The sequence below is a fragment of the Thermotoga maritima MSB8 genome (assembly GCF_000008545.1).
GTDB lineage: Bacteria > Thermotogota > Thermotogae > Thermotogales > Thermotogaceae > Thermotoga > Thermotoga maritima.
This window is the reverse complement of record NC_000853.1, coordinates 84,124-108,189: the sequence shown is the minus strand read 5'-3', so window position 1 is coordinate 108,189 and position 24,066 is coordinate 84,124. Positions and strand designations below refer to the sequence as shown.

Below are 24,066 nucleotides of genomic sequence, written 5' to 3'. Positions count from 1 at the left end.
CTCAGAATGGGAATTCGATTTGTGGAACTTCGAAAGCGTCAAGCTCTTCCTGAGTCTCTGGGACTTTCAGAGTGCCTTCTTTCATCAATTTTTCAAGGTAAAGAAGTTCGGCTATGACTCTGTTGGGAACGAGTCCTTTCGTGTACTTCATCGGACTTATTCCAACTGCGTCTTCGGAGATTCCAAGAACCCTGTGCCCACCTTCGAACGTTCCCTCGTACGCCCAGACAACTCCGTAGTAAGACGCTACGTCCACTCTCTTCATCGCGCTTGTCAGAACAGCACCGGGAGCCATGTAATCCTGGTCCATGTCCACTCCTATGGCGAAGAATCCCTTTCCGTTCGTCGTGTAGTAATCTATAAGGTCAACGAGTTTGTCAGAACCGGCCAGTGCTGAGAACTTCTCCCTGGCAGCTTCTATAACTCCGTTTCCACAGGCACCGGAGGCGTGGAACACGATGTCGGCTCCTTCCGCGAACTGAGACATGGCGAGGTCTTTACCCTTCTTCGGATCTTCGAAATCCTGTGTGTAGCCTCTCAAGATTTTCACGTTCTTTTTGTGGAGAACCGAATAGGTCTTTATACCAGCCTCGTAACCGTATCTGAACCTTTCCACGGGGGGTATCGGGATTCCTCCGACGAATCCAACCATTCCGGTCTTCGTCATGGCGGCTGCCACGTACCCCACCAAGAAAGCGGCTTCCTGTTCTTTGAAGGTGAATGTGAGTACGTTCGGGAGAATCTGGCCCTCGGGAGGCGTGATGTCTATTCCCACAAAGTACGTGTCCGGATATTGCTTTGCCACTTTAAAGAGATCATTCGTCATCATGAAACCAACAGCGAACACGAGATCAGCTTCTTCCGCTGCTTTGCTGAGGTTCGGTATGTAGTCGGACTGCTCGTAAGATTGTATCACTTTCGCTTCTATTCCGAGTTCTTCTGCGGCCTGCTTTATTCCTGCCCACGTTCCGTCGTTGAAGGATTTGTCACCGAGTCCCCCGACGTCCGTCACCATAATGACTTTGAAACCAAACAGAGCAACCGCGAAAATCATCAAAGAAATAACGAGAAACTTTCTCATGCTTTCACCCTCCTTTTCATGAAGTTTTTATAGAGAAGAAACAGAGAAACGAATATCAAGAACACCTCGATGTGGAAGGTGTGAGTGGACGAAGTTTCGATGATCAGAGGGAAAATACCGCTTTCCACGAAGACTTCGAGGTGTTTCCATTTGATCATCGAAAGGATGGAAGTGAACAGAGTCGCCGCTGCGGGAAAGAGCAAGTATCTTCCTCCAAGAACAGCGGAGAAGAAAAGCAAAAAGAAAGTGAAGATGCCGATCAATCCATTCATAGTGCGATAAGGTTTCAGCGAAAGATAGCTTTTCTCCGTTGAATAGGAGAAAGAAACACCTGCAATGAGTGGGTACCTTTCAATGGTGTTTGTCAGTTCTCTTTCGAAATCCTGTGAGAATTTTTCGGAAGTGTACGAGGTGATCTTTTTTATGAGCTGGTCCAGTGAATTGATTTCTCTTCTGTATTTTCTGTACCTGGATTTTTCCTGTGAGAGGTAATCACTCAGATCGCCTTCGATTTTACCGGTTAAATCCAATCTGTCTTCGAACCCGGCTGTGGTGAAGAATTTTGAACGTTCATTCAACAGAAAGAAAAGTCCGTTCTTGGTGGGTTCTATCGATTTTAGAGCTCCAATTTTCAACAGTTCTTCTGGTAGAGACCCCAAGGTTTCTACTATTTGCTTTGTGTGTTCTTTGCTTGAAAGAGCGATCGTGTTCATTCTTCTGATGGCCGTTTTCACAGGCGAGTCAGAACCTTCAAACACCTCAAATTTCAGTTGATCGTAATACGGTGAGTTCTCAAAAGCACTATCCATACCCATCTCCCTGATTGAGATGTACGACGGGATGAAAAGGAGGAAAACAAATATCAGTGAGAGCAGTGGATAAAGATACCTTCTTCTGACAAGGAGGATAAAATTGAAAAAGATGAACATGAAAACGACAACTGTCGAAAAGATCATATTTTCAACGGTGTTGAGATACAGCGATTTTGTCACCCAGATGAACAGAATCTCTGCGGCGATGATGAACTGCAGTATCGTTCGATACTTTCTCAGGAAAATCACCAGAAGAATTCCGTAGACGACAAACCGGATCCACCAGAAGTTGGAGATCGATGGCGAGGTGTTTTCAAAAACGTCCGCTACTTCGTTCTGAAGCGCAGAGATATTACTTTCGAATTCTTTCCACAGAAGACTCGCCTGCCTGTTTATGTTTCGAGTGTACTCGGCCTGGTTTTTCGAAGAGGCGATTTCCTCGATCGCTTCTTTTAATTTCGCTTCCAGATCTTCAGGTAGGACTTTCAAAATATCTGGATGAACATCATGATTCACATTGAAAGAGAACCCTGTGTTTCTGATACCCAGGTTAAATTCAACAGGTGGAGGGGTGTTTGTTCCTCCTGTGTAATAGGCTAGAATCCATCTGAGAAGGTTCAACGCGTTGGAGCGAACGAACATTCTGTATTCGGCAAAGAAGGAATTGAAGGCAGGAGAATTTTTCAGGACACTCTCTGAAGGCTTTGAACCGGACATCATGGACTGCAGGTAAGAGAGGAAAAGAACGTTGGAGAGTTTTCTTTCCCAGTTGGTTTCTTTCCAGTTCTGATAGAGCACGAACAGGTAGTCACCCGGAGTCTTTGCAAACTCAGTTTTTTCCACACTTCCTGCAAGAAATCTTCGAAAGATTCTGTACTTTTGAAGTTGAGGGATGTTTTCTTTTACATAACTCACGAATGGATCCTGGGGGAATCCACTTTCGTAATCTTCCACCAGCTTTTGAAACTGTGCGGTGACATTTTCTAAATCGATGGCATAGGAAAGAACGGGTACAACCAGAAATAACAAGAACAGAAAAATCCATTTTTTCATCGTCTCAACTCCCCATTCGGGATTATACTATAGACAAGGGGTGATCAAGAATGAGTGAGAGAAAGATCCCAAAGGAAGTAATTGAAGAAGTGGAAAGGCTCAGAGAGGAGATCGAGTATCACAACTACAGATACTACGTTTTGAACGATCCAGTTATTACGGACGAAGAGTACGATAGACTCATGAGAAGGCTCATTGAACTGGAAAGGATGTATCCAGAACTGGTTACACCGGATTCGCCAACTCAGAGGGTAGGGGGAAAGGTACTCGAAGGTTTTAAAACGGTAAAGCATTCCGTTCCTATGTTGAGTCTGGATAACACGTACAACGAAGAAGAGATTCTCGAATTCGATCGGCGTGTTAAAAAAGCTCTTCAGGAGGCAGAAGTCGAGTACGTTGCCGAGCTGAAGATAGACGGCGTTTCCATAGCTCTTAGATATGAGAACGGAAGGTTCGTTCTGGGAGCGACACGAGGAGATGGAATAGAAGGAGAAGACGTCTCCGAGAATGTGAAAACCGTACGCAGTATTCCACTTCGTCTGAGAAAGCCCGTCACCATAGAAGTGAGAGGGGAAATATACATGCCTGTGGATGAATTCAAAAGATTGAACGATGAAAGAGAAGAAGAAGGACTTCCTCCCTTTGCCAACCCAAGGAATGCCGCTGCAGGAACGCTTCGGCAGTTGAACACGGCTCTTGTTGCGGCAAGGCGTCTGGATTCGTTCATTTACTATGTGGTTCATCCTGAAAACTACGGTCTGAAAACACAATGGGAAGCTCTTCAGTTTCTGAAAGAACTCGGTTTCAAGGTGAATCCACACTCCAGACTGTGCAAAAACATTCAGGAAGTGATCGATTACTGGAAGGAATGGAAAGAAAGAAAAAGGGAGCTGGATTATTGGGTTGATGGCGTTGTGGTGAAGGTGAACAGATTCGATTTCCAGAGAATTCTCGGTGAGACATCGAAAGCACCACGATGGGCTATCGCGTTCAAGTTTCCTGCTGAGCAGGCAAGAACTAGGGTGCTGGATGTCACCATCCAGGTTGGAAGAACAGGTGTTCTCACACCCGTTGCCGAGCTCGAACCCGTTCAGCTCGCTGGAACGATCGTGAAGAGAGCTTCACTGCACAATTTCGAGTACATAAGAGAAAAAGATATCAGAATAGGAGACTACGTCTTTGTGGAAAAAGCCGGTGGAATCATTCCTCAGATAGTCAAATCGATACCAGAATTGAGAACTGGCAACGAAAAGGAAATAAAACCACCCGATAAGTGCCCTGTCTGTGGTGGGAAAGTAGGAAAGTTGAATCCCGACGAGGTTGCTATCAGGTGTCTAAACCCGCATTGTCCTGCTAAACTGAAGAGAGCTTTGAGGACTCTGGTTTCCAGAGAGGCTCTCGATATTGAAGGACTCGGGGAGAAGCTGATAGACAGACTAGTCGATGCTGGTCTCATAAAGGATATAGCAGATATCTTCTACCTTACTCCTTTCGATCTCGCTCAGCTTGGACCGGGGATCGGTCAGCGAACGATAGCGAAGATTCTCCAAGAGATAGAAGAGGCGAAGAAGAGACCGCTTCACAAACTGATAACGGGTCTTGGAATTCCCATGGTAGGTCAGAAGACGGCAAAGATTCTCGCGGAGCATTTCAAATCCCTGGAAGCAATTGCAGATGCTTCTTATGAAACACTAAAGGACATACCGGGAATCGGTCCAGAAATCGCAAAGAGCATCGTTGAGTACTTCCGAAATCCAAAAACAAGGGAAATCATTGAAAAACTCAAAAAAGCCGGAGTGAAGCTCGAAGAGAAAGTTGTGAAACTCGATATCCTGAGGGGATTGACTTTCGCCGTGACAGGTACCTTGAAGAACTTTACAAGGGAAGAAATAATAGAGTTCCTCGAGAAGCTGGGAGCAAAAGTCGTCAACTCTGTGAGCAGGAACACGGATTATCTCATAGTGGGTGAAAATCCCGGCTCCAAGTACGAAAGAGCGAAGATGTTGAAAGTAAAAATGATGAGTGAGGAAGAATTCCTCGAGTTTGTCAGAAAAAGAGCAGAATTGAAGGGATACAACTTCGACGAGATAATGAGGAGTTGGAAGGAATGGAGTTGATATTCGAGGGAAAACCACTGAAGAGCTTTTGTTTTTCGATGGTTTTCAACATTGGCTGGAGACACGAACCTCCTGAATTGCGAGGTTCTCTGTTGAGAACCTTCGATGACCTTGTGGGAATTCTGAAGAAAGAACTTCCCGAATACTTCGATGTTTCAAAGCACATTGATGCGGAATTCTCTAAACTCAAGGTCTGGGGAACTTCTGACGAAGCGGAAAGTCTTCTGGAGGCAGTTCATAAAGTGCTGGCGCTTCCCCCACAGATCTTCTTAGAGATTGGTGGTGGGTTGATCTTTTCAGTGGCAGCCGGTGCCATGAAATCGGAAGTGTTGAAGGAATTGGAAAAAATGAAATTTCCCAGGCCTTCAAAAGCTCCAAAGGTTCATATCAGACCGAGAAATTTCTTCAAGACGTTTAACCTGAGCAGGTTAGAAACAATATTTCTTTACAGTTTCCTAAGAGAAACAGCGGGAGAGGTCTTCCTGGAGCTTTCGGCGATTGGAGATAGAATACACTATGGAAAGAACTTCCGTCTTTCTCCATTTCATGAAATCTCTAAGTACAAGGACAGATTCAAAGCCTCATTGGCTAAACAATTGGAGACAACAGAAGGAACGGTTGACCTCCTTATAAATCTGAACATTTTCAAAAAAGAAAAGGTCTTGATAAGAGATGCACTGGAGGAACTGGAAAATCTGGATCTTTTGAAAAAGATAGACACGATTGATAAGATGTTCAGGAGGGTCTCGAGTTGAACATAGAGAGAGCGGATTTTGTTGACAGAGTGAAAATCTTCGTGAAAGCCGGTGACGGAGGAAACGGTTGTGTGAGCTTCAGAAGAGAGAAATACGTTCCAAAGGGTGGCCCTGATGGTGGAGACGGCGGTAATGGAGGATTCGTCTTCCTCAGGGCCAATCCTTCCGTTTCCACATTGATAGAATTTGTGAACAAGAGGAAATTCATGGCAGAAAACGGAAAGCACGGCATGGGAAAGAAAATGAAAGGAAGAAACGGTAAGGATCTTTTCATAGACGTGCCGGTAGGAACTGTGGTCAAGGACGCCGTTACTGGAGAAGTCATCGCCGATTTGAACGAACCGGGAAAGATCGTGTGTGTGGCACGCGGTGGAAGAGGTGGGAGAGGGAACGCCCATTTTGCAACATCCATAAAGCAGGCTCCTTTGATAGCAGAACGCGGCGAAAAAGGTGAGTCCAGATGGCTCGAACTTGAACTGAAGATACTGGCAGACGTTGGACTCGTTGGATATCCAAACGTGGGAAAGTCTTCCCTCATATCGCGCATCAGCAACGCGAGACCCAAGATAGCGAATTATCCGTTCACAACACTCATACCTAATCTGGGAGTGGTGAAATACGATGACTTCAGCTTTGTGGTGGCGGACATTCCCGGTCTCATCGAAGGTGCGAGTGAAGGAGTAGGTCTTGGAAACGTATTTTTGAGGCATGTTGAAAGGTGCTACTTGATAGCCCATGTGATCGATGTGAGTGGCTATGAGAGAGAAGATCCGGTGAGAGATTACTTCGTCATAAGAGAAGAAATGAAGAAGTACTCCCCGTTCCTTTTGGAGAAGCCCGAAATAGTGGTTGCAAACAAGATAGACCTTATCGGTAAAGAAGAATTGGAGAAAATTCTGAAGAGACTGAGAGATGCTACCAACCGAGAGGTGATCCCTGTCTCTGCTGTGACAGGTGAGGGAATAGATCTGCTCGTTTCAAAGCTGGCCTCCATCGTCAGGGAAATGAAGGTAGAGAAACCAGAGAGAAAAGAAGAAAAATTCGTGAAGCCTTCACCTGTCTGGAGGAGGCTTCCTGAGAAATTCCATTTAGAAGTTGTCAAAGAAGATGAGGGATACTGGGTGGTTGAAGGAGAGAACCTTAGAGTCTGGATAGAGAGATTCGACCTGAATCAGAGGGACGCGAGATTGATGCTTTTACAGGTTCTGGAGAAAAACGGTCTAAACAATAAGTTAAAAGAAGCCGGGGTGAAGGAAGGGGATGTTGTCAGGATCGGAGACTTCGAGTTTGAATACAGGGAATAGAATAGGCATATTTGGGGGCTCGTTCGATCCCGTTCATACCGGTCATGTACTTGTGAGTGTCTATACGCTTGAAATTCTCGATCTGGATCGGTTGATCGTTGTACCCGTTTTCAATCCGCCACACAAGAAAACAGTTGCCCCCTTTGAAAAGAGATTCGAGTGGTTGAAAAAAGTCTTCGAAGGGATGGAGAAGATGGAAGTGAGCGATTATGAGAAGAGGAGAGGGGGTGTTTCTTACTCTATCTTCACGATAGAGTATTTTTCAGAGATCTACAAGACAAAACCGTTCTTTATCGTTGGTGAAGATGCGCTCTCCTACTTTGAGAAATGGTACAGATACCGCGATATCCTAAAAAAATCCACCCTGGTTGTTTATCCGAGGTACTGCGGGAAACCTTATCATGAGCACGCCAGGAGAGTATTAGGAGATCTGAGCGAGATTGTGTTTCTGGATATGCCTATCGTTCAAATTTCTTCTACGGAGATCCGCGAAAGGGCCAGACTCGGGAAGACTTTGAAAGGGTTTGTACCAGAGGAGATCAGGAAGGAAGTGGAGGTTTTCTATGGAGGTTAAAGTCGGTCTTGCGCCGATGGCTGGATACACTGATTCAGCATTCCGCACTCTGGCTTTCGAATGGGGTGCGGATTTTGCTTTCTCTGAAATGGTGAGTGCAAAGGGTTTTCTCATGAACTCTCAAAAAACAGAAGAACTCTTACCACAACCACATGAAAGAAACGTGGCGGTCCAGATCTTTGGAAGCGAACCGAACGAACTTTCTGAGGCAGCGAGGATTCTCTCTGAAAAGTACAAGTGGATAGATTTGAACGCTGGTTGCCCTGTGAGAAAAGTTGTAAAAAAAGGAGCAGGCGGAGCTTTGTTGAAAGATTTGAGACATTTTCGATACATTGTGAGGGAGCTCAGAAAGAGTGTTTCTGGCAAATTTTCTGTGAAAACTCGCCTTGGATGGGAGAAAAATGAAGTCGAGGAGATATATCGAATACTCGTTGAGGAAGGGGTGGATGAGGTATTCATTCACACGAGAACGGTGGTTCAGAGTTTCACTGGGAGGGCTGAATGGAAGGCGTTGAGTGTTCTGGAAAAGAGAATTCCTACCTTTGTGAGTGGTGATATCTTCACTCCAGAAGACGCCAAGAGGGCTCTGGAAGAAAGCGGATGTGATGGTCTTCTGGTAGCGAGAGGTGCTATAGGAAGACCTTGGATTTTCAAACAGATAAAGGATTTCCTCCGAAGCGGAAAGTACTCTGAACCGTCCCGGGAAGAGATTCTTAGAACGTTCGAAAGACATCTCGAGCTGTTGATAAAGACGAAGGGTGAAAGAAAAGCGGTTGTGGAAATGAGAAAGTTTCTGGCAGGTTATACAAAGGATCTGAAAGGCGCAAGGAGATTCAGAGAGAAAGTTATGAAAATAGAAGAAGTTCAAATTTTAAAAGAGATGTTTTATAATTTCATCAAGGAGGTGTGAGCATGTTTTCTGCAAAGGAATTGCTGAACATAGCGGTCAGAGTAGAGAAAGAGGGAGAAGAGTTTTACAGAAAAATTGCCGAACGTTTCACTCAGCCGGACATAAAGGAATTTTTCTCTTACATGTCCAGACAGGAAGCCGAACATGCCAGAACCTTTGAAAAGATCGGAGAAGAAGTGGGAGCCAAAGAGGAGACTTACCTCGATATGGAAGACACCGAAGAATATCTCAAAAGCTTTGTGGAGGGGAAATTCTTTCCATCCCCTGAAGTTATGGAAAGATATCTGAAAGAAAAGTCTGTCGAGGAAGCAATAGATTTTTCTATATCGGTTGAAAAGGAAACCATCATCTTTTATTACGAAATTTTAGAACTCTTGAAGAACGAGAAAGCAAGATCTCTTGTTAAAGGTATTATAGAGCAGGAAAAACAGCACGTGGTAAAACTCCTCAGGATAAAGGGGATGATCACCTGATATGCCTTTTTACAAATACGTGGCCGTGGAGGGGAGCGGTAAGAAGATAACGGGGGTCATAGAGGCAGAGAACAAATTGAAAGCGATATCGATCCTTTCTGAGAGAGGATTGATGGTTGTTCGTGTGGAGGAGAGAAAAAAAGCGCAGAGAAGTTCAACGTTTTTCCAAATCTCAATCAGCGAAATAGCTACGTTCTGCCGACAGCTTTCCATAATGATCTCAGCTGGCATAAGGATAAAGGAAGCTTTGAACATTCTGGCACGTCAAACGGTTTTTTCAAGACGTTTCAGAAAAGTTATACTGGAAATCGCTCTCAACGTTGAAACGGGGGACTCTTTAGCAGAAGCTTTCAGAAAAACAGGTGTTTTCGACAACGTTTTGATCAGTATGTTAGAAGCAGGAGAGGAAGGCGGAGTCCTTGACAGAACCCTGAAGAGGGCTGCGGACTTTTACGAAAGTATAAAGAGACTACAAGATGAAGTAAAATCTGCCATGGCTTATCCTCTCTTTGTTCTCTTCTTTGCAGTGGTAATTGTCCTTGTGATCAGTTTCTACATACTCCCCAACCTCGTCAGGGCTTTTGGGACTTCTATTCCGCTCTCGCCCACGATTCGGTCTCTTCTGAAAGCCAATGAATTTTTGAGTGAAAACTGGCCGTGGTTCTCGGTGCTTGTGACGGGTATCATAGCCGGTATTTTCGTTTTGATGAAGTCAAAATACGGTGTTTACATAAAGGAATATCTATCCTTTATTTTTCCACCTGTCAGGAAGCTCAGACAGAACATGGGGCTCGAACGATTCGCCAGAACACTGGGAATTCTTGTGGGTAGTGGTGTCAGAATAACCGATGCCATAAAGATGGCCGCTCAGGCTTCCAGTTCACCTTCCATTATCAGAAAAACCGAAGAAATGGTTCGGAAGATATCTGAAGGTAAAACCCTTCGAGATACTTTTGCAGAAAGTGGAGTTTTTCCACAATTGATTTATGAGATGATCGGAACAGGAGAAGAGACTGGAAAAGTCGACGAAGTGATGGAAAGAGTGGCCGACTTCTACGAGGACATAGTGAAAAACAGTGTGAAGCAGCTTGTTTCTCTGGTAGAGCCTCTATTGATAGCAGGTGTTGGTGGATTTGTGGCTTTCCTCGCGTATTCGATATACACCACGGTATTCCAGCTTCAGAGGAGTATAGGTGGATGAACATTATCGAAGTTCTCATCGTCATCGCTATTTCATTGATGATAATGGGATTTTTCATACCAACTCTGATGTTCAAGCTGGGAAAAGATCATCAGGCTGTTGCTTTTAAGGTGATGACGATTAGAATGATTGAAAAAACATCCAGAAACGGACTTTTGATAATAGAAGACAATGGAAAAATAGTAACTTACGATCCTCATAAGAATGAAAAGAAAATCTATGAATTTCCATTCATTTTTCTCTCCAAAGTAGCTGTAGATGGAGAAGACATCACTTTCAAAAATGGATTTGTCTCCACAGCAGGTACTGTCTATGGAGATGGGTGGTGGATCACCGTGGAACCAGTCACTGGCAGAATGAGATTGTACGGGGGGAGATAGCTTGCAGCTTTTCTACAATGATATCCTTTCCCTAAATTGGTGTTCACATTGTGTGGAGATATCCCGTGCGAGAATGAGAGGGTCCAAATTGAAGCTGTTAGATCACAAATTATCTCTTCTGGAAATAACAGATGAGGAGAAATCAGATGAAATTATACTGAATCTTTCAAGAAACGTGAAAAAAGATCTTGAAGATATAGTCGTTGCGAACGTGTCCATGGAAAACGTGCTGGTGATGAATATAAAAGTTCCTCCTACGTTGAACAAGCAAAATGCTGTAGAGTATGCCACGATGGAAATATCAAGAAATCTTGGTATACTCCCTGAACAGCTTGTTGTTGCTCCGTTGGATATTCGTGGCGGTGAAGGATTGTTTTTTGTTTCAAAGGTTGATCAGGTGAAGAGTTTTGTAACAGACCTCATGAAAAAAGAATTCCCAGAAACGGATGTGGTTATTCCCGATATCGTTAAATATCTTGAAGTGTTCGAATTTTATTTTGGGAAGCGTTTGAAAGGAACCAGTGTTCTTACGGTGATTTCTTTCTTGAGTGACTATTATTCCATAGTTGTTCTCGAAAACAACCACTATCGTTCCCTCAGGTTGCTCTTTTCGATGTTCTGGGACTATATGGACATTGTGGTGGAGAACACTGGTATTCAACCCAAGGAATTGATAGAAGGAACAGTGAATGTTGATCTTAGTTTCTTGCAACCATATTTTGGAGATTTTTTGATCGAACTCGACAGAGAAGTCAAAGTGTCTTTGGATGAAGTCAATCTGAGCAGGGTCAATCAGTTCTTCTACATCGTTGATCCTCCAATCTTTTCACCAGTTCTTTCTCAGTCACTGGAAAAGTTCGAAGGAGTAGCATTGAAGCAAGGAATCGTTCCTTCTTTCAAACCTGGTATATCTTTAGGAACCCTTGGTTTGATGATAAGGGGGGGCAGGGAAATTGGAAAAGTTAAACATCTATCCGTTTAAGAAGCGAAAGGTAAAGTTATCTACTTTTCTGGTACTGTTGGCCGTTATGTTGCTGCCACCCGTTTCCTTTAATATCTACTTTAGTTATGCGAAAGAACAAATGATAGAAAGACTGCAAAGTGATTACTCCGAGGTTTTGAGAGCATATTCTGTGAAGCTTTCGAAAGATTCTTCCAAAAATCTGGAGGAAATCTCCCGTGTGGAAAGCGTTTTTATGAACCAAATAAAATCATTGGAAGTGAGAGTCAATCAACTGAATGCTTTCCTTGATAAGAGGAAGAAATGGGAGGATTTTGTGAAGGTTTTGCTGAATATTTTTGAAGATCAGAATCGCACTCTGTGCTATCTTGATTTCTCTCAGGAAAAAGCCATTGTTGAGTTTTACGAAGTTTCCAAAAACGTTGTAAGTAGTACTTTTCAAAACTCGAATGTGAGTACAAGTCTCCTGTTTGAAGAAAAACTACCGGAAGGTTTTTACCTGAGAAAGTACAGGCTTGAGTACGAGGCGGTGGAAAAGTGAGGGGAATAAACAGGAAGTTCGCTATCTGGTTCGCCGTTTTGACTCTCCTCGTGCTGGTCTTTGGCTTTGTGGTACCAGATTTTGTGATTTTCATGTTCAACACAAAGGAGTTAGAACAACGACTTCAAAACCTGGCACCTGCTTTCAAGGTTTTCACCTTGAAGCAAAGGGAATACGAGGAAATAATAAAGACGATCATGAATACACCTGAATTTCAATACAATTTCACCGAAAAAGAAATCAGTGTTGAAGAAGTTGAAGATCTCTTAAAGGAACTTGCTGAGACACGAAGGGTGACAGTGAAGACCTTGACCATTGATGCGAAAAGAGTTATACCGATCAACTTTTTCGGTACTTCAATATCTCAACCCAGTGTGAAGATCTCCCTTGAATTGGAAAGGGTGAAACAATGAACCGAAGAACAGTGATTCTTCTCGTAATTATGGGGGTTGTGTGGTCATTTGTTCTTTTCTATTTATTCGCTGGCAACAGAGAATCCGGAACTCTTCAGGTGGAAAGGCCAACGGATTTTACGGCGCTGGTGAACAAAATACAGATCAACCCCTTGCTCAAGAAAACGGCTCAGGAAAATCCTCCAGAATTCTCGTACAGGGTTTTCAATTCCGTGACGCTCAGCTTTGGGAAAGAGGCGGCTGACACTCTGATTGTGACACTTCCTACCCTGAAATATCGATTCCTGGGTTTCATAAGAACGGGTGATGGATTAAAAATATTTCTCTCCGATGGAGGAAAGCTCTTTGAGGTGTCGGGCGAGAGCCCAACTTTTGGGAATTATGTGGTCACCTACGTTTCGAGTCTCGGTGTTCTGGTTCTCGACGTGGAAAATGGTAGATTTTTTTCAATAAGATGAGGAGGGGTGGTATCTGTGAGGAGAATACTTCTTATTCTTGTCATGTTGATGTTCAGTGTGTTGTTCTCTGCAGAGCTCGTAGGGGTACTTCCTAAGATAGAGAATGATCGGGTGATCATAGAGATCCAGATTTCTTCACCGGTTGAAGATGTTTCGGCAGAAATGAATTCTTCAAAGACTGTGTTCTCCATTTTCATGAAAGGGGTTCAAATGAAGATCAGCAGGTTCATGGTTCCCGTTGGTGTTGGTCCTGTTGAAGGTGTACGAGTGGTGAACGTTGGCAATGGGGTTATGGTATCCGCGAGTCTGCTGGTCCCATTCTCAGGGAGTTACCGCGTAGAAGACAAAACGATAGTGATGGAATTCCCAAGAAGTAAGGAAAGAATCGATGTGTCCTTTGAAAACATGCCTTTCGAAGATATGGTGAAATATCTCGCTGAAAGGTTAAATCTCAACGTGATTGTTTCCGATAGCGTCAAAAGTGCAACAACGAGTTTGAAGCTGAACGATGTCACACCCGAAGATGCGCTGAGAGACCTTCTTGTTACGTTCGGAGAGGTTGCCTACGCTTATTTCCCGGATGGAACTATGTTCATAGGAAAATACGAAGAAGTATCCGGAAGGTTTCAGAGATTCTGGGGTATATACAGGGTAGAGAACCAGACCGTCGCCGACAGGATAAAGAGTCTCATTTCTCAGGAAGCCATGATAGACTACCTTCCGTCGAAATCTGTTCTCTTCGTCTATGGAACCTCGGAAGAACATGACCTCGTGGCGAGCCTTCTTTCTGTTTCTCCACCCCTCCAGCAAAAGGAAGTTTCCTTTTCGGTAGATTCAGGGAGAGTGGAAGAGCTCCTGACCGCTCTCAAAAGTGTGTATCAGTTCGAGTATCATCTCTTAAAGCCGGTATCCAGAATGATTCTTGTGGGAGATTCTGAGACGATTTCGAAAGTGGAAAGATATATCAAGATTTTGGAAACTCGCGAGCAGGTGTCTGTAGAAGAACAGGTCCAGATTCCGGCTAAAAAATTTGTCTTTTATGCCTACGACCCAGAATCCGCTGCTTCGCTTATCACTTTGCTTCTCGGAATAGATGCCCAGCCTTTCAAAGACATGAACTTGGTGGTGTGCCAGGTGCCAATAGATGAAGAACAGAAGCTGATTGATTTCATCGCGGAAAACAATCTGGAACTCGGTGAGATGTTCTATCTGGATATTAAAAAAGGTGAAGAGGATTTTCTCAGAGAAGCGGCACAGTTTCTTGGAATACCGGATTCAAGGCTGAAATTTCTCAACATCGATGGTGAGAATGTAAAAGCCGCTATCTCAGTTCCAAAAGCAGCCTATGAGAAAGTATCCCCCGTTCTGGAAAAATTGTTGTCACTCAGAAGAAAGAATTTCATCGTGAAAAGTGTGGAATTGAAAGAGGAGATTCAGCAGGAGATGATAGACGCGATAACGAGAATGTACGGGGTTTCTATGGAAAAAATAGGGAACTTCCTCTTCATAGAGGGAGCCAGGAGTTCCGTTGAAAACGTTGAAGAGCAACTGAAGAAACTCCTGAGTGAACACACACAATTTTTGAAAATCGCCTTAAAAACTGAGAATGTGGAAGATTTGGGCAGATTCATGAAGGAAAAGTACGGTGTTGAATTCGAGTACTTTTCTTCTCTGAAGGTGGCAATGCTGAGTGGGAAGGAAGAAGAAAACGTTCAAAAGGCCGCTGAAGAGTTGCAGATAATTTCTTCGGAGGAGAGGATCATAAGATTCGTGAAAAAGACTGAGAATGTACCGATCGATAAAGCGAAAAACGTTGTTTTGCAACTGTACAGTGTATCCATAGAAGAGTTAGGGAATGAACTTGTCGTCATCGGTGAAAGAGAAGAAGTCGAAAAGGCTGCTGATCTTCTTCAGAAAATCTTCTCTTCTGAAGTAGAGATCTCACGCGACTTTGTGAAGTTGCCCAGCTGGATTGATGAACAAGAGAAACTCCTCGAAGTTGTGAAAAACAGCGCCGGGATCACTTACGAAATACTGGACGGAGTAGTTTACTTTGAAGGGACAAAGGAGAACGTCGAGAAGGCAAAGGAACTCTTCTCAGACATAGTGGAAAAACTTGGAGAAGTACGTAAGGAAGAAACAGTGGAATTCCTCGAAGTGAATTCTTCCTTCCCTGTTGATGAATTTATAAACCTCTCCGGTAAGCTGTATCCGGATGTTACCTGTTTCAGTCTCGATCAACTGGGCCTTCTGGTTCTCAAGGGATCTTCAGAAGCGGTGGAAGATCTTTCGAGCATGTATCGTTCTTTCTTCGAGAGACACCAGAAGATAGTGAAAGAAAACGTGTTCGATCGGCTCATGCTGGAAGTTCCGAGCGGTTTTTCTTTCGAGGAATTCAAGACCTTCCTGGAAGTCCTCGTTCCAGAAGTCAAACAAGTTGTCTATCTTGACAAGTTGAACCTGCTTCTGGTGGAAGTTCCTGTTTCACAGTCAGAGAGAGTGAAAAGTCTCCTCGATACGTTCTTGAAAAAGGAAGAAGCTGTATCAGAAAAGAAAGCGGTGAAAAGTGTCACCATACCTTCCGGTGTGAATCCTGACGAACTTTCTTCTTACTTGAAGAAACTCCTCAGAAATGTCGAGATCACGGTCTTCCCGAACATGGGGCAGATGATCGTAGAGGGGCCAGAGAACGAAGTGGAAAAAGCTGTAGAACTCGTAGAAGCGGAAAAAGAAAAGATCGTTTTGAAGGAAAGGAAAGACTACGTGAAAGTTTCGGATGGTAAGCTGACTATAAACGCAGAGGATGCTCCGCTTTACGATCTTCTCGAAGAGATCGCCAGCGAACTCGGAATTTCGGTGATGTTTGTTTCCATCCCTTCGGAGAAGATCACGATGAAGGCAGATAATGTCGCATGGGAAAAGTTTATTGATCTGATCTCTCAGAACTATGGTTATTTATTTGACAACAAAAACGGTGTGTACGTTGTCTCAAAACCCAAACAGGATCTTGCAAGGCGCTACATCTACGATGTGCCGCACAATTTCGATCAAATAAAAGCTTTGATCGAATTCTACGGAGGAACGGTCTATGTGGATTCTCTGAACAACTTCATGGTGGTAACAGGGATTTCTGAGACGATAAAGAGAGAGCTGGATAATATCATAGAAAAATTGAAAAAGCCGACGAAACAGATAGAGATATCCGCAAAGATAGTGGATAGATCTTTGATCGACAGATTGAGCAAAGAAACTGGTCTCGAATTGACTGGAGAAAATGTGAATGTAGGGTCCTCTGGCGCAGAGATATCTTTTTCCGTGACCGACTACCTTGATTTCGAAAAGATCTTCGGAGAGATTTTGAACAATACCCTTTCCCTTCAATTCTCAGATCAAAAGACCAACACTCTCGATGACATTCTTGCGAGTCCAAGAATCGTCACCACCAGCGGAAAAGAGGCGAGAATACTGATAGGTGACAGAATACCGTACGTTACAGACACCAATGGAGACGGAACTCCAGAAGTGCAATTCCTCGAGACCGGTATAGAACTCAGTATCACACCGTTCGTGCGAAGCGACGACACCATAGAGCTCGATCTCTTTGTGAAGGCCAGTGAACCCGGAAACTACATAAATGAAGTGCCGGGGGAAAGGACGCGAGAAGCCCAGACGCACCTCATCGTGAAGAATGGAAGTACCATAACGATAGGAGGTTTGATCAGAGAAGTAACGAACGTGACAGAAAGCAAGCTACCTTTCCTCGGTGATCTACCGGTGATAGGTCAATTCTTCAGAACAAAGTCCGAAAACAAAGAAAAACGAGATCTTGTCATATTCCTCACCGTGAGGGTGGTGGAACCATGAAAAGAAAGCCGGCTGTGGCCGGCCTCTTCTATCCTTCCAGGAGAGATGAACTCATCGAACAAATCAGGATGTGTTTTCTTGACAAAAGGATTGGGCCGGGCAAGTTGCCTGGCCCTGTCGAAACAAAGCTTCAAAATCCCATTGGCCTTGTCTCTCCTCATGCTGGTTACATCTACAGTGGGCCTGTTGCTGCGTGGGGATTTCTTGAGGCAGTTAAGTTCGGCGAACCTTCTGTCGTGGTTATTATCGGACCAAATCACACGGGTCTGGGAAGGCCTGTGGGTGTGTGGCCAGAGGGGGAATGGGAAACCCCGCTTGGAACTGTTCCGGTGAATGAACGAGCAGTGGAGATCGTCTTGAGCAATTCTAGATACGCTGAGGAAGACTTCATGTCTCACATCAGAGAGCATTCTATTGAGGTCCAAATTCCGTTTCTTCAGTTTGTGTTCGGAGAGGTTTCCATAGTTCCCATATGTCTGATGGATCAAAGTCCTGCGGTTGCTGAAGATCTCGCGAGTGCTCTGGCAAAACTCGTGGCTGAGTTTCCGGGTGTTCTGATAATAGCCTCAACGGATCTGAATCACTACGAGGATCAGAGAACAACTCTGAGGAAAGATTCTTATATCATAGAAGCGATAGAAGGTATGGATCCAAGTCTTCTATACGAATATCTCGTGAGAGAAGATATCAGCATGTGTGGGTACGGTGGAGTGGCCACCCTTTTGAACATGGATTTTGAGAATGTCAGGATTTTGAAACACGCGACCAGCGGAGACGTTTCGGGCGATACGCTGGAGGTTGTTGGATATCTCAGTGCGATCCTCTTCTGAGAATCTCTTCGAGTTCTTCTATTTTCAGAAGTTTCGAAAACAACACATAAACGAACACACCGATCAGTACCAGAAAGATCGTTCCGAGATTCCCTTTGAATGAACCTCTCAGCAGAAGAATCACAGTTCCCATGACCGCAGAAGCCAGGCTGATTTTGAAAATCTTTTTGTCGAAGGAAGGTTTCATCCTTAAAGTGAGAAAAACGAATCCTGCAATGTATGAAACACTCGTCGCAAGTGCGATGCCCGAGGCTCCCATGGTGAAACCGAGTATCACGTCGAGCGATATGTTCACAGCAGAAACGAGCAGAGTGGCAAAGAAGGGAGTCTTCACTTCTTTCGAAGCGTGATAGGCTCGGGATAAAAGGTTAAACAGGGACACAAAACACAATCCAATTGCGTACATGAAGAGTATCTGAGCCGATTTTTTCACATCTTCATGGGTGAACGCTCCATATCCGAAAAGTAGAGAAATGATTCTCTCGGAAAGAGCCATCAATCCAATCGAGGAAGGAAGCGTCAGAAAGAGGCTTTTGCTTATGAAATCTTTCAGATTCTCGTGAAAATCCCCTTCGCTTTCGCTGAGGGTGGACAGTGCAACGGTGGATACCGCAACACCAAAGATACCGAGTGGAAGCTGGTAAAGACGACTGGAAAGCTGGATCAAAGAGAGAGAACCTGGGTCTAAAAAAGAGGCAACGTTCACATCGATCAGTGTGGTTACTTGAGAGACTGCCATTGTCATAAACGTTCCAAAGAAGAGTCTGTAGAATTCTCCAAGGCCTTTGAATGTTGGTCTGTATCGAAATTTTCCGAAGGGAAGTAAAACCAGTAGTGCAGCCAGACCTCCTATCGTGAATCCGGCGGCTGCCCACCTTACATCACCGAATAGACATCCCACTATCACACCTACGTTCGAAAACATCGGAGTCAACGCGGGAAGGAAGTATCTGTGTGAGGCGTTGTGTACCGAATAAAAAACTGCCCACACAAAAACGATGGTTATGAATGGAGCTGTCAGGCGTATGAGATCGGCTGCCAGCGATTTCACTTCTTCGTCGGCACCTGTGGCGAAGATAGATGCCATGAAGTAAGGAAAAACTTCGGAAAGAAAGACAATGAGGAGAGTAACGAGTCCAAGAGAGGTGAGCACAGCCGAGGTGAATTGTGCTTTTTCTTCTTTGTTCTTCAGCTTTTTGTAGATTGCCATGAAGGCTGAGCTCATCGCACCCTCAGCGAAGGTCCTCCTGAGGAAGAACGGAAAGACTATGGAAACATAGTAGGCATCGAGAGTAGAGGAAGCACCGAAGGTTTTTGCGAGAATTATATCACGAACGAGACCCGTGATACGGGAGAAAAAGGTTCCCAGAGAGAAAGCGAGCGTTTTCTTTATGCTGGACACTTTTCTTCCTCCTGATTCAAGTTTGCAAAAAAGCACCCGATAATATTATACGGAAGGAGGTGGAATGATGATAGACAGAATAAACGGACCGAGAGACATAAATCCCATCGAAGGAATAAAGAAGCCTTCTGTAGAAAAATCAAAGGAGAAGAGGAAAAAGGAAAGCACCGATAATGTGGAACTTCGACACGTTGAAGATGTCAGAAAATTCGCTGAAGAGGCGAAAAACATCTCAACTGTCCGCGAACAGCTGGTAGAGGAGCTGAAAAAAGCCATAGAAAGTGGGAATTACTTCATCGATACCGAAAGACTTGCCCGAAAAATTCTGGAGGAGCTGTCCGAATGAGAGAGGAATTGAAGAGGGTTCTCACAGAGAAGATAAGACTCATGGAGAACATGAGGAATCTTCTAGAGGAAGAATTAGAAGCGATCATAAATAAGGACTTCGAACGTCTTGAAAGCATCCTGCCGCGCATTGAGGAACTTTCCGTTTCTATGGAAACCTGCAACGAGAGATTGAAATCTTCACTGGAATCACATGGAAATGGCACAAAGCTCATCGATCTTCTGGAAATCTACAAGGACGATGAAGAAATGCTCTCAGAGCTAAGGAGTTTCTTTGAAACGCTGAACAAGTTGGTCTTCGAGATAGAAAAGTTAAAACAGGCAATAGGTTTTCATTTGAATTCATAGATTTTGTGTTCAATCTCCAGAGGAATGAACTCACCTACAATCGAAATGGATCCTTCGATAGAGACGGTCCTTCGATGTTCAACGGGAGGTCCTGAATATGCCCGATATGTCCATGTTCGGAATACTCAACACGGCGCTCACAGGAATACACGCGCACAAGCTGGCGATGAACATTGTGGGGCACAACATCGCGAATGCCAGCACACCCGGTTACTCGAGACAGAGACCAGTCATAGAGGCGAATCCTCCCATCCCCCTCACTACCCTGACACAGCCTTCTTTTCCCTTGCAGATGGGAACCGGTGCAAGGGTTAAAACTATTGTGAGGTTGAGAGATGCCTTCCTCGACGTTCAGTATAGGCAGGTGAACAACAGATACAACTACTGGGACACTGTCCTTTCCAACCTTCACTTCATAGAGCAGCTTCTGGCAGAGCCAGGGGAAGACGGTATAAGAAGTCTCGTGGACAACTTCTGGAACGCTTTCAAGGAAGTCATGTCCGACCCCAGCAGCACAGCCTCGAAGGCGGAGGTTGTTTCCAGAGCGCAACAGATGGTTTCTCAGATAAAGGATCTCTACGGAAGACTGGAGCAGCTCAGAGAAGATATAGACGCCGAGATCGTTCAGAGGGTGTCCGAGATAAACCAGATGATAAAAAGACTGGCAGATCTCAACAACAAGATCAGAACCAGCATGATGCTCAACTCTCCACCGAACGACCTTCTCGATGAAAGAGACAGGATCCTTGACGAGCTCTCCAATCTTGCGAATATCAACTACACCGAAGCGGAGGACGGACAGATTACCCTGAGGATAGGAAATCAGATCGTTTTGAACGGTTCTACTTATAGAGAGCTCAGGGCGCTGGAAAGACCTTACGGAAAAGGATACCATGAGCTCTTCGTTGGAAACTCTCAGTTAATTCTCTCGGATGGGAAACTGAAGGCGTTGATAGATCTGAGAGATTCCAGCATAGTGAAGTACATGAGAAAACTCGATGAATTCGTGCTTTTTATAACGGACTCATTGAATCTTGTTCACAGGGATGGTTTTGAGTCGAACGGAGTGACAACGAACCTCAACTTCTTCAAGAAAATTGAGGCCTTCAGCGATGATCCTTCCATCTTCAGAATCAAAGGAAACAGAAAGCTCGAGATGGGACCCTACCACACTGTAACGGGACTTCATTCCGCAAACAGCCAAGCTGAAATAGAAGGAAGGCGCTTCAACTCTAATGACGTCGTTCTCTCTTTCGATGGCGGTTCATCGAACGTTTTGAACATCTCGGCTGGAACGACCATTGGTGACCTCGTTGGTTCGTGGAACCTGCTCGGTACCTCTTTGAAAGTGGGTACACATGCAGGGGGATACAGACTTTACCTGGAGGACAGCACCGGTTCTCTGAGAAACAGGCTTTTCCTCTCGCTGGGAGATTCTCTGTCACAGATGGGGTTCGACACCGAGACAAAAGGGTACATAACCATAAAAGAATCCGACCTTTCCGGGTTGTCTTCCGGTGTTTACAACATAAACGTGGAGTACATCCTTGAAGATGGCACAAGACAGACAGAAACAATCAGCGTGGATCTTTCTTCCGGGGTGAACCTTTCGAATATAGAAGCTTCCATAAATTCTTCTTCGCATTTGAGGGCGCAGATTTACGCGGATCCATCCACTGGAGAAAACATGCTTGTGATCGTTCCAGATGAGCAGCTCAATTTCGATCCTTCGGCTGTCAAGGTGTTGAGTGACGATGACTTCTTCACGGAGTCTAACGCGTTCGTGAGAAATTACGAAGTGCTGAAATACAAAGACACTCTGGAAAACATTTTCTACGGTCAAACCGGTTTTGACCCAACAAGGCCTTTCACGATCACTATTAACTCCACGGATATAGAAATAGATCCAGCTGTGGACACTCTGGAAACACTCGTTGAAAAGATCAACGAAAAGAACACGGGAGTTCTTGCAGATCTAACACCCCATCATTCGCTCGTCTTCAGGGCGTCGTCACTCTACGATTTCGATCTCAGAATGATGGAAATAAAAGGCCCGCAGGGGTTTTTCGAAGCCGTCGGATTTGTTGATCCAGACGGTGATCCCACTACTTTTGACTGGAACACTTCTTTCACCCTGGTTTCAAAATCTGACGATTTCACTACGTTGAGCGAACGTTTCAAAGTTGCGGACATTCTGACTTTTGACAGGGCACCGTACGATGAACCCCTGAACATCGTCAATCAGTTCGAGGTGAGTTCTTCTCTCGCTACGAACCCTGCAAACCTCGCGGTCGATGTGGGATACGCTCTGGAAAATTCCGACTGGAACGCGACGAGTATCAAACCTTCGGGTGGAGCCAATCCAGAGCTTCTTGAAACCATACAGAATCTTTACACCAGAAAGATGTTATCGAACGGCAAGGAGAGTTTCTACGAGTTCTTCGGGGGAGTAGTCTCAGAGCTCGGTGTGGAGGCGGAAACTGCCAGCAATCTCAAGAACAACACAGAAATCCTCAGACAGGAGATCGACAATGCCCGTGAAGAGGTGAAGGGAGTCTCTCTCGACGAGGAGATGGCGAACATGATAGAGTATCAGCACGCGTTCAGCGCTGCTGCCAAAGTCATCACCGCTGTCGATCAGATGATACAGACCGTGATCAACATGGTGGGGTGATCTGAATGAGGGTTACGAACAAAATGATCAGTGACAGAGTGCTGTTCAACATACAGACGAGTTTGAAAAGAATAGCGAAGCTCCACGATCAACTCTCTTCGGGATACAAGGTGAGGTATCCAAGTGACGATGCCGTTGTTGCGAAGAGGGCCAGTGACATTCTGACGAGAAAGAGGGAACTCGAGCAGTTTCAAAGAAGCGTGGATCATGTCCAAACCTACGTGAACGCGTACGACAGTGCCCTTCAAACCGTTTCCTCCATCACTCAAAGACTCAGAGAGCTGCTGGTTAGAGCAGCGAATGGGACTCTTTCGAAAGCAGAGAGGGAGGCTATAGCAGAGGAGATCGATAAAATCAAAGAGAATCTGGTGGAAGTAGCGAACACAAGAATAGGGAACGAGTACATCTTTTCTGGATACGATGTTTTCAGCCAGCCGGTCGAAAACGAAAACGGTATCTGGAAGATTTCAACACTTCCGGCCTCAAATAAGAGTCGCTCTATTCTAGTGCTGGGACATTCCATTGATTACGGTGTCACGGCCAGTGAGGTTTTTGAACTGGACAGCGGAAAGAATGTGTTCCAGATGCTTGAAGAGGTTTCCGCCACTCTTCGTTCCAATCTCAACGAAACTCAGATATCTGAACGTGTGTCGAACGTTTTCTTGAAGGAACTGTCCTCCTTCGAGGAGCGTATAACCAAAACGATAGGAAAGGTCGGTGGTGTGAGCAGGTTCATCGATATGGTGAACTCAAGGGTGCAGGATCTCGATTTCTTCTTCACCGAGTACCTTTCAAAGGAGAGAGACGCGGACATCACAGAACTCGTGACGGATCTTGCTATGCAGCAGTCGGTTCTTGAAGCTGCTTTGAAATCGGCCAGTCGAGTGCTTCAGGCGACCCTGGTAGACTTCGTGAGGTGATAACGTGGTTTACAAAACCAAACTCGGGGAGATAGAAATTTCGGATGAAAGTATCTTCACGTTCGAAAAAGGAATCCCCGGATTCGAACATCTGCGAAAGTTCGCACTCGTTTTTCCTCAGGAAACCTTTCCCATAGGATGGCTGCTTTCACTCGAGGATTCGGAAGTGGGACTTCCCGTTGTGGATCCAAAGCTCGTGAGAGCCGATTACGATCCCGCAGTGCCAAGTGAAGATCTCGAGGAGATCGAAGCCGAAAATCAGGAAGCGCTCCTTTTCTTCTGTGTGTTAACGATTCCCCCAGGAAAACCGGAAAAGACCACGATAAATCTCAGGGCACCGATAATTTTGAATCAAAAGAAAAAGAAGGGAATTCAAACGATACTGGAGAACGAAGATTACCAGTTGAGACACCTCCTTTCCGAAGAGATAGAGCGTTCAAAGACTGTGGTATGATTTTCAAATAGAAGCCTCCCTCACCGTGCGGTACCCTTCGGGGTTCAAAGGGGAAGCCGGTGAAAATCCGGCGCGGGGCCGCCACCGTGACCGGGGACGAAACCCGCAGAACGCCACTGGGGCGATCACCCTGGGAAGGCGCGGGGAGTAGGATGATCCGGAAGCCGGGAAACCCGCCCGCGGTGAAGGGGAACCA

Annotated in this window: 22 protein-coding genes and 1 riboswitch; of the genes, 19 read left to right on the top strand and 3 right to left on the bottom strand. The window is 45.0% G+C overall.

Annotation, left to right across the window (positions count from 1 at the left end):
- Nucleotide 1: 1 nt before the first annotated feature.
- Nucleotides 2-1,081, bottom strand: a complete 1,080-nt coding sequence (locus tag TM_RS00485) for a BMP family lipoprotein (RefSeq protein WP_004082657.1) — start codon at nt 1,079-1,081, stop codon at nt 2-4.
- Complete coding sequence (locus TM_RS00480; protein WP_004082649.1) at nt 1,078-2,946, bottom strand: hypothetical protein; 1,869 nt, start codon at nt 2,944-2,946, stop codon at nt 1,078-1,080. The genes TM_RS00485 and TM_RS00480 overlap by 4 nt, the downstream gene beginning before the upstream one ends.
- A 50-nt stretch (nt 2,947-2,996) precedes the next feature.
- On the opposite strand from TM_RS00480, the gene ligA reads away from it, so the two are divergent.
- The 14 genes from ligA to amrB are packed head-to-tail and all read left to right on the top strand — an operon-like array spanning nt 2,997 to nt 17,727.
- Entirely contained in the window at nt 2,997-5,063 is a 2,067-nt protein-coding gene (gene ligA / locus TM_RS00475; protein WP_004082648.1) for an NAD-dependent DNA ligase LigA, read from the top strand.
- Nucleotides 5,054-5,818, top strand: coding sequence for a hypothetical protein (locus tag TM_RS00470; RefSeq protein WP_004082647.1), 765 nt, complete (start codon nt 5,054-5,056; stop codon nt 5,816-5,818). Before ligA ends, TM_RS00470 begins: the two co-directional genes overlap by 10 nt.
- Nucleotides 5,815-7,122, top strand: coding sequence for a GTPase ObgE (gene obgE / locus TM_RS00465; RefSeq protein ID WP_004082646.1), 1,308 nt, complete (start codon nt 5,815-5,817; stop codon nt 7,120-7,122). The genes TM_RS00470 and obgE overlap by 4 nt, the downstream gene beginning before the upstream one ends.
- Nucleotides 7,079-7,696: a nicotinate (nicotinamide) nucleotide adenylyltransferase gene (gene nadD / locus TM_RS00460; RefSeq protein ID WP_010865050.1), complete on the top strand. Its 618-nt coding sequence runs from the start codon at nt 7,079-7,081 to the stop codon at nt 7,694-7,696. Before obgE ends, nadD begins: the two co-directional genes overlap by 44 nt.
- Nucleotides 7,686-8,606 carry a tRNA dihydrouridine synthase DusB gene (dusB, locus tag TM_RS00455; RefSeq protein ID WP_004082642.1) on the top strand — a complete coding sequence of 307 codons (921 nt, stop codon included), beginning with the start codon at nt 7,686-7,688 and terminating at the stop codon, nt 8,604-8,606. The genes nadD and dusB overlap by 11 nt, the downstream gene beginning before the upstream one ends.
- A 2-nt stretch (nt 8,607-8,608) precedes the next feature.
- Complete coding sequence (locus TM_RS00450; protein WP_004082639.1) at nt 8,609-9,079, top strand: ferritin-like domain-containing protein; 471 nt, start codon at nt 8,609-8,611, stop codon at nt 9,077-9,079.
- A 1-nt stretch (nt 9,080) separates the two neighbouring features.
- Nucleotides 9,081-10,280 carry a type II secretion system F family protein gene (locus TM_RS00445; RefSeq protein WP_004082638.1) on the top strand — a complete coding sequence of 400 codons (1,200 nt, stop codon included), beginning with the start codon at nt 9,081-9,083 and terminating at the stop codon, nt 10,278-10,280.
- Nucleotides 10,277-10,660: a hypothetical protein gene (locus TM_RS00440; protein WP_004082636.1), complete on the top strand. Its 384-nt coding sequence runs from the start codon at nt 10,277-10,279 to the stop codon at nt 10,658-10,660. Before TM_RS00445 ends, TM_RS00440 begins: the two co-directional genes overlap by 4 nt.
- Nucleotide 10,661: 1 nt before the next feature.
- Nucleotides 10,662-11,642, top strand: a complete 981-nt coding sequence (locus TM_RS00435) for a hypothetical protein (protein WP_004082634.1) — start codon at nt 10,662-10,664, stop codon at nt 11,640-11,642.
- The gene (locus TM_RS00430; RefSeq protein WP_004082632.1) at nt 11,614-12,162 is read left to right on the top strand and encodes a hypothetical protein; all 549 of its coding nucleotides are present in this window, start codon (nt 11,614-11,616) and stop codon (nt 12,160-12,162) included. The genes TM_RS00435 and TM_RS00430 overlap by 29 nt, the downstream gene beginning before the upstream one ends.
- On the top strand, nt 12,159-12,575 hold the full coding sequence (locus tag TM_RS00425) for a hypothetical protein (RefSeq protein ID WP_004082622.1): 417 nt from the start codon (nt 12,159-12,161) through the stop codon (nt 12,573-12,575). Before TM_RS00430 ends, TM_RS00425 begins: the two co-directional genes overlap by 4 nt.
- Nucleotides 12,572-13,033: a hypothetical protein gene (locus tag TM_RS00420; RefSeq protein WP_004082621.1), complete on the top strand. Its 462-nt coding sequence runs from the start codon at nt 12,572-12,574 to the stop codon at nt 13,031-13,033. Before TM_RS00425 ends, TM_RS00420 begins: the two co-directional genes overlap by 4 nt.
- A gap of 15 nt (nt 13,034-13,048) precedes the next feature.
- Nucleotides 13,049-16,897 (top strand): type II secretion system protein GspD, encoded by a 3,849-nt coding sequence (locus TM_RS00415; RefSeq protein ID WP_004082618.1) that lies wholly within the window; start codon nt 13,049-13,051, stop codon nt 16,895-16,897.
- Complete coding sequence (gene amrB, locus TM_RS00410; RefSeq protein WP_004082616.1) at nt 16,894-17,727, top strand: AmmeMemoRadiSam system protein B; 834 nt, start codon at nt 16,894-16,896, stop codon at nt 17,725-17,727. Before TM_RS00415 ends, amrB begins: the two co-directional genes overlap by 4 nt.
- Here amrB and murJ read toward each other — a convergent pair.
- Nucleotides 17,708-19,129, bottom strand: coding sequence for a murein biosynthesis integral membrane protein MurJ (murJ, locus tag TM_RS00405; protein ID WP_004082614.1), 1,422 nt, complete (start codon nt 19,127-19,129; stop codon nt 17,708-17,710). The two genes, amrB and murJ, sit on opposite strands and share 20 nt — an antisense overlap.
- 67 nt (nt 19,130-19,196) lie before the next feature.
- Between murJ and flgM the strand changes: the two genes are divergently transcribed.
- From flgM to fliW, 5 genes are all read left to right on the top strand, one after another.
- Nucleotides 19,197-19,475, top strand: coding sequence for a flagellar biosynthesis anti-sigma factor FlgM (gene flgM, locus TM_RS00400; RefSeq protein ID WP_004082612.1), 279 nt, complete (start codon nt 19,197-19,199; stop codon nt 19,473-19,475).
- Nucleotides 19,472-19,822 (top strand): flagellar export chaperone FlgN, encoded by a 351-nt coding sequence (gene flgN, locus TM_RS00395; RefSeq protein ID WP_010865045.1) that lies wholly within the window; start codon nt 19,472-19,474, stop codon nt 19,820-19,822. The genes flgM and flgN overlap by 4 nt, the downstream gene beginning before the upstream one ends.
- A gap of 97 nt (nt 19,823-19,919) precedes the next feature.
- Nucleotides 19,920-22,496 carry a flagellar hook-associated protein FlgK gene (gene flgK / locus TM_RS00390; RefSeq protein WP_004082609.1) on the top strand — a complete coding sequence of 859 codons (2,577 nt, stop codon included), beginning with the start codon at nt 19,920-19,922 and terminating at the stop codon, nt 22,494-22,496.
- Between the two features lie 5 nt (nt 22,497-22,501).
- The gene (gene flgL, locus TM_RS00385; RefSeq protein WP_004082608.1) at nt 22,502-23,416 is read left to right on the top strand and encodes a flagellar hook-associated protein FlgL; all 915 of its coding nucleotides are present in this window, start codon (nt 22,502-22,504) and stop codon (nt 23,414-23,416) included.
- Nucleotides 23,417-23,420: 4 nt separating this feature from the next.
- Complete coding sequence (gene fliW, locus TM_RS00380) at nt 23,421-23,870, top strand: flagellar assembly protein FliW (RefSeq protein ID WP_004082606.1); 450 nt, start codon at nt 23,421-23,423, stop codon at nt 23,868-23,870.
- Between the two features lie 10 nt (nt 23,871-23,880).
- Nucleotides 23,881-24,065, top strand: a riboswitch (cobalamin riboswitch).
- Nucleotide 24,066 lies beyond the last annotated feature (1 nt).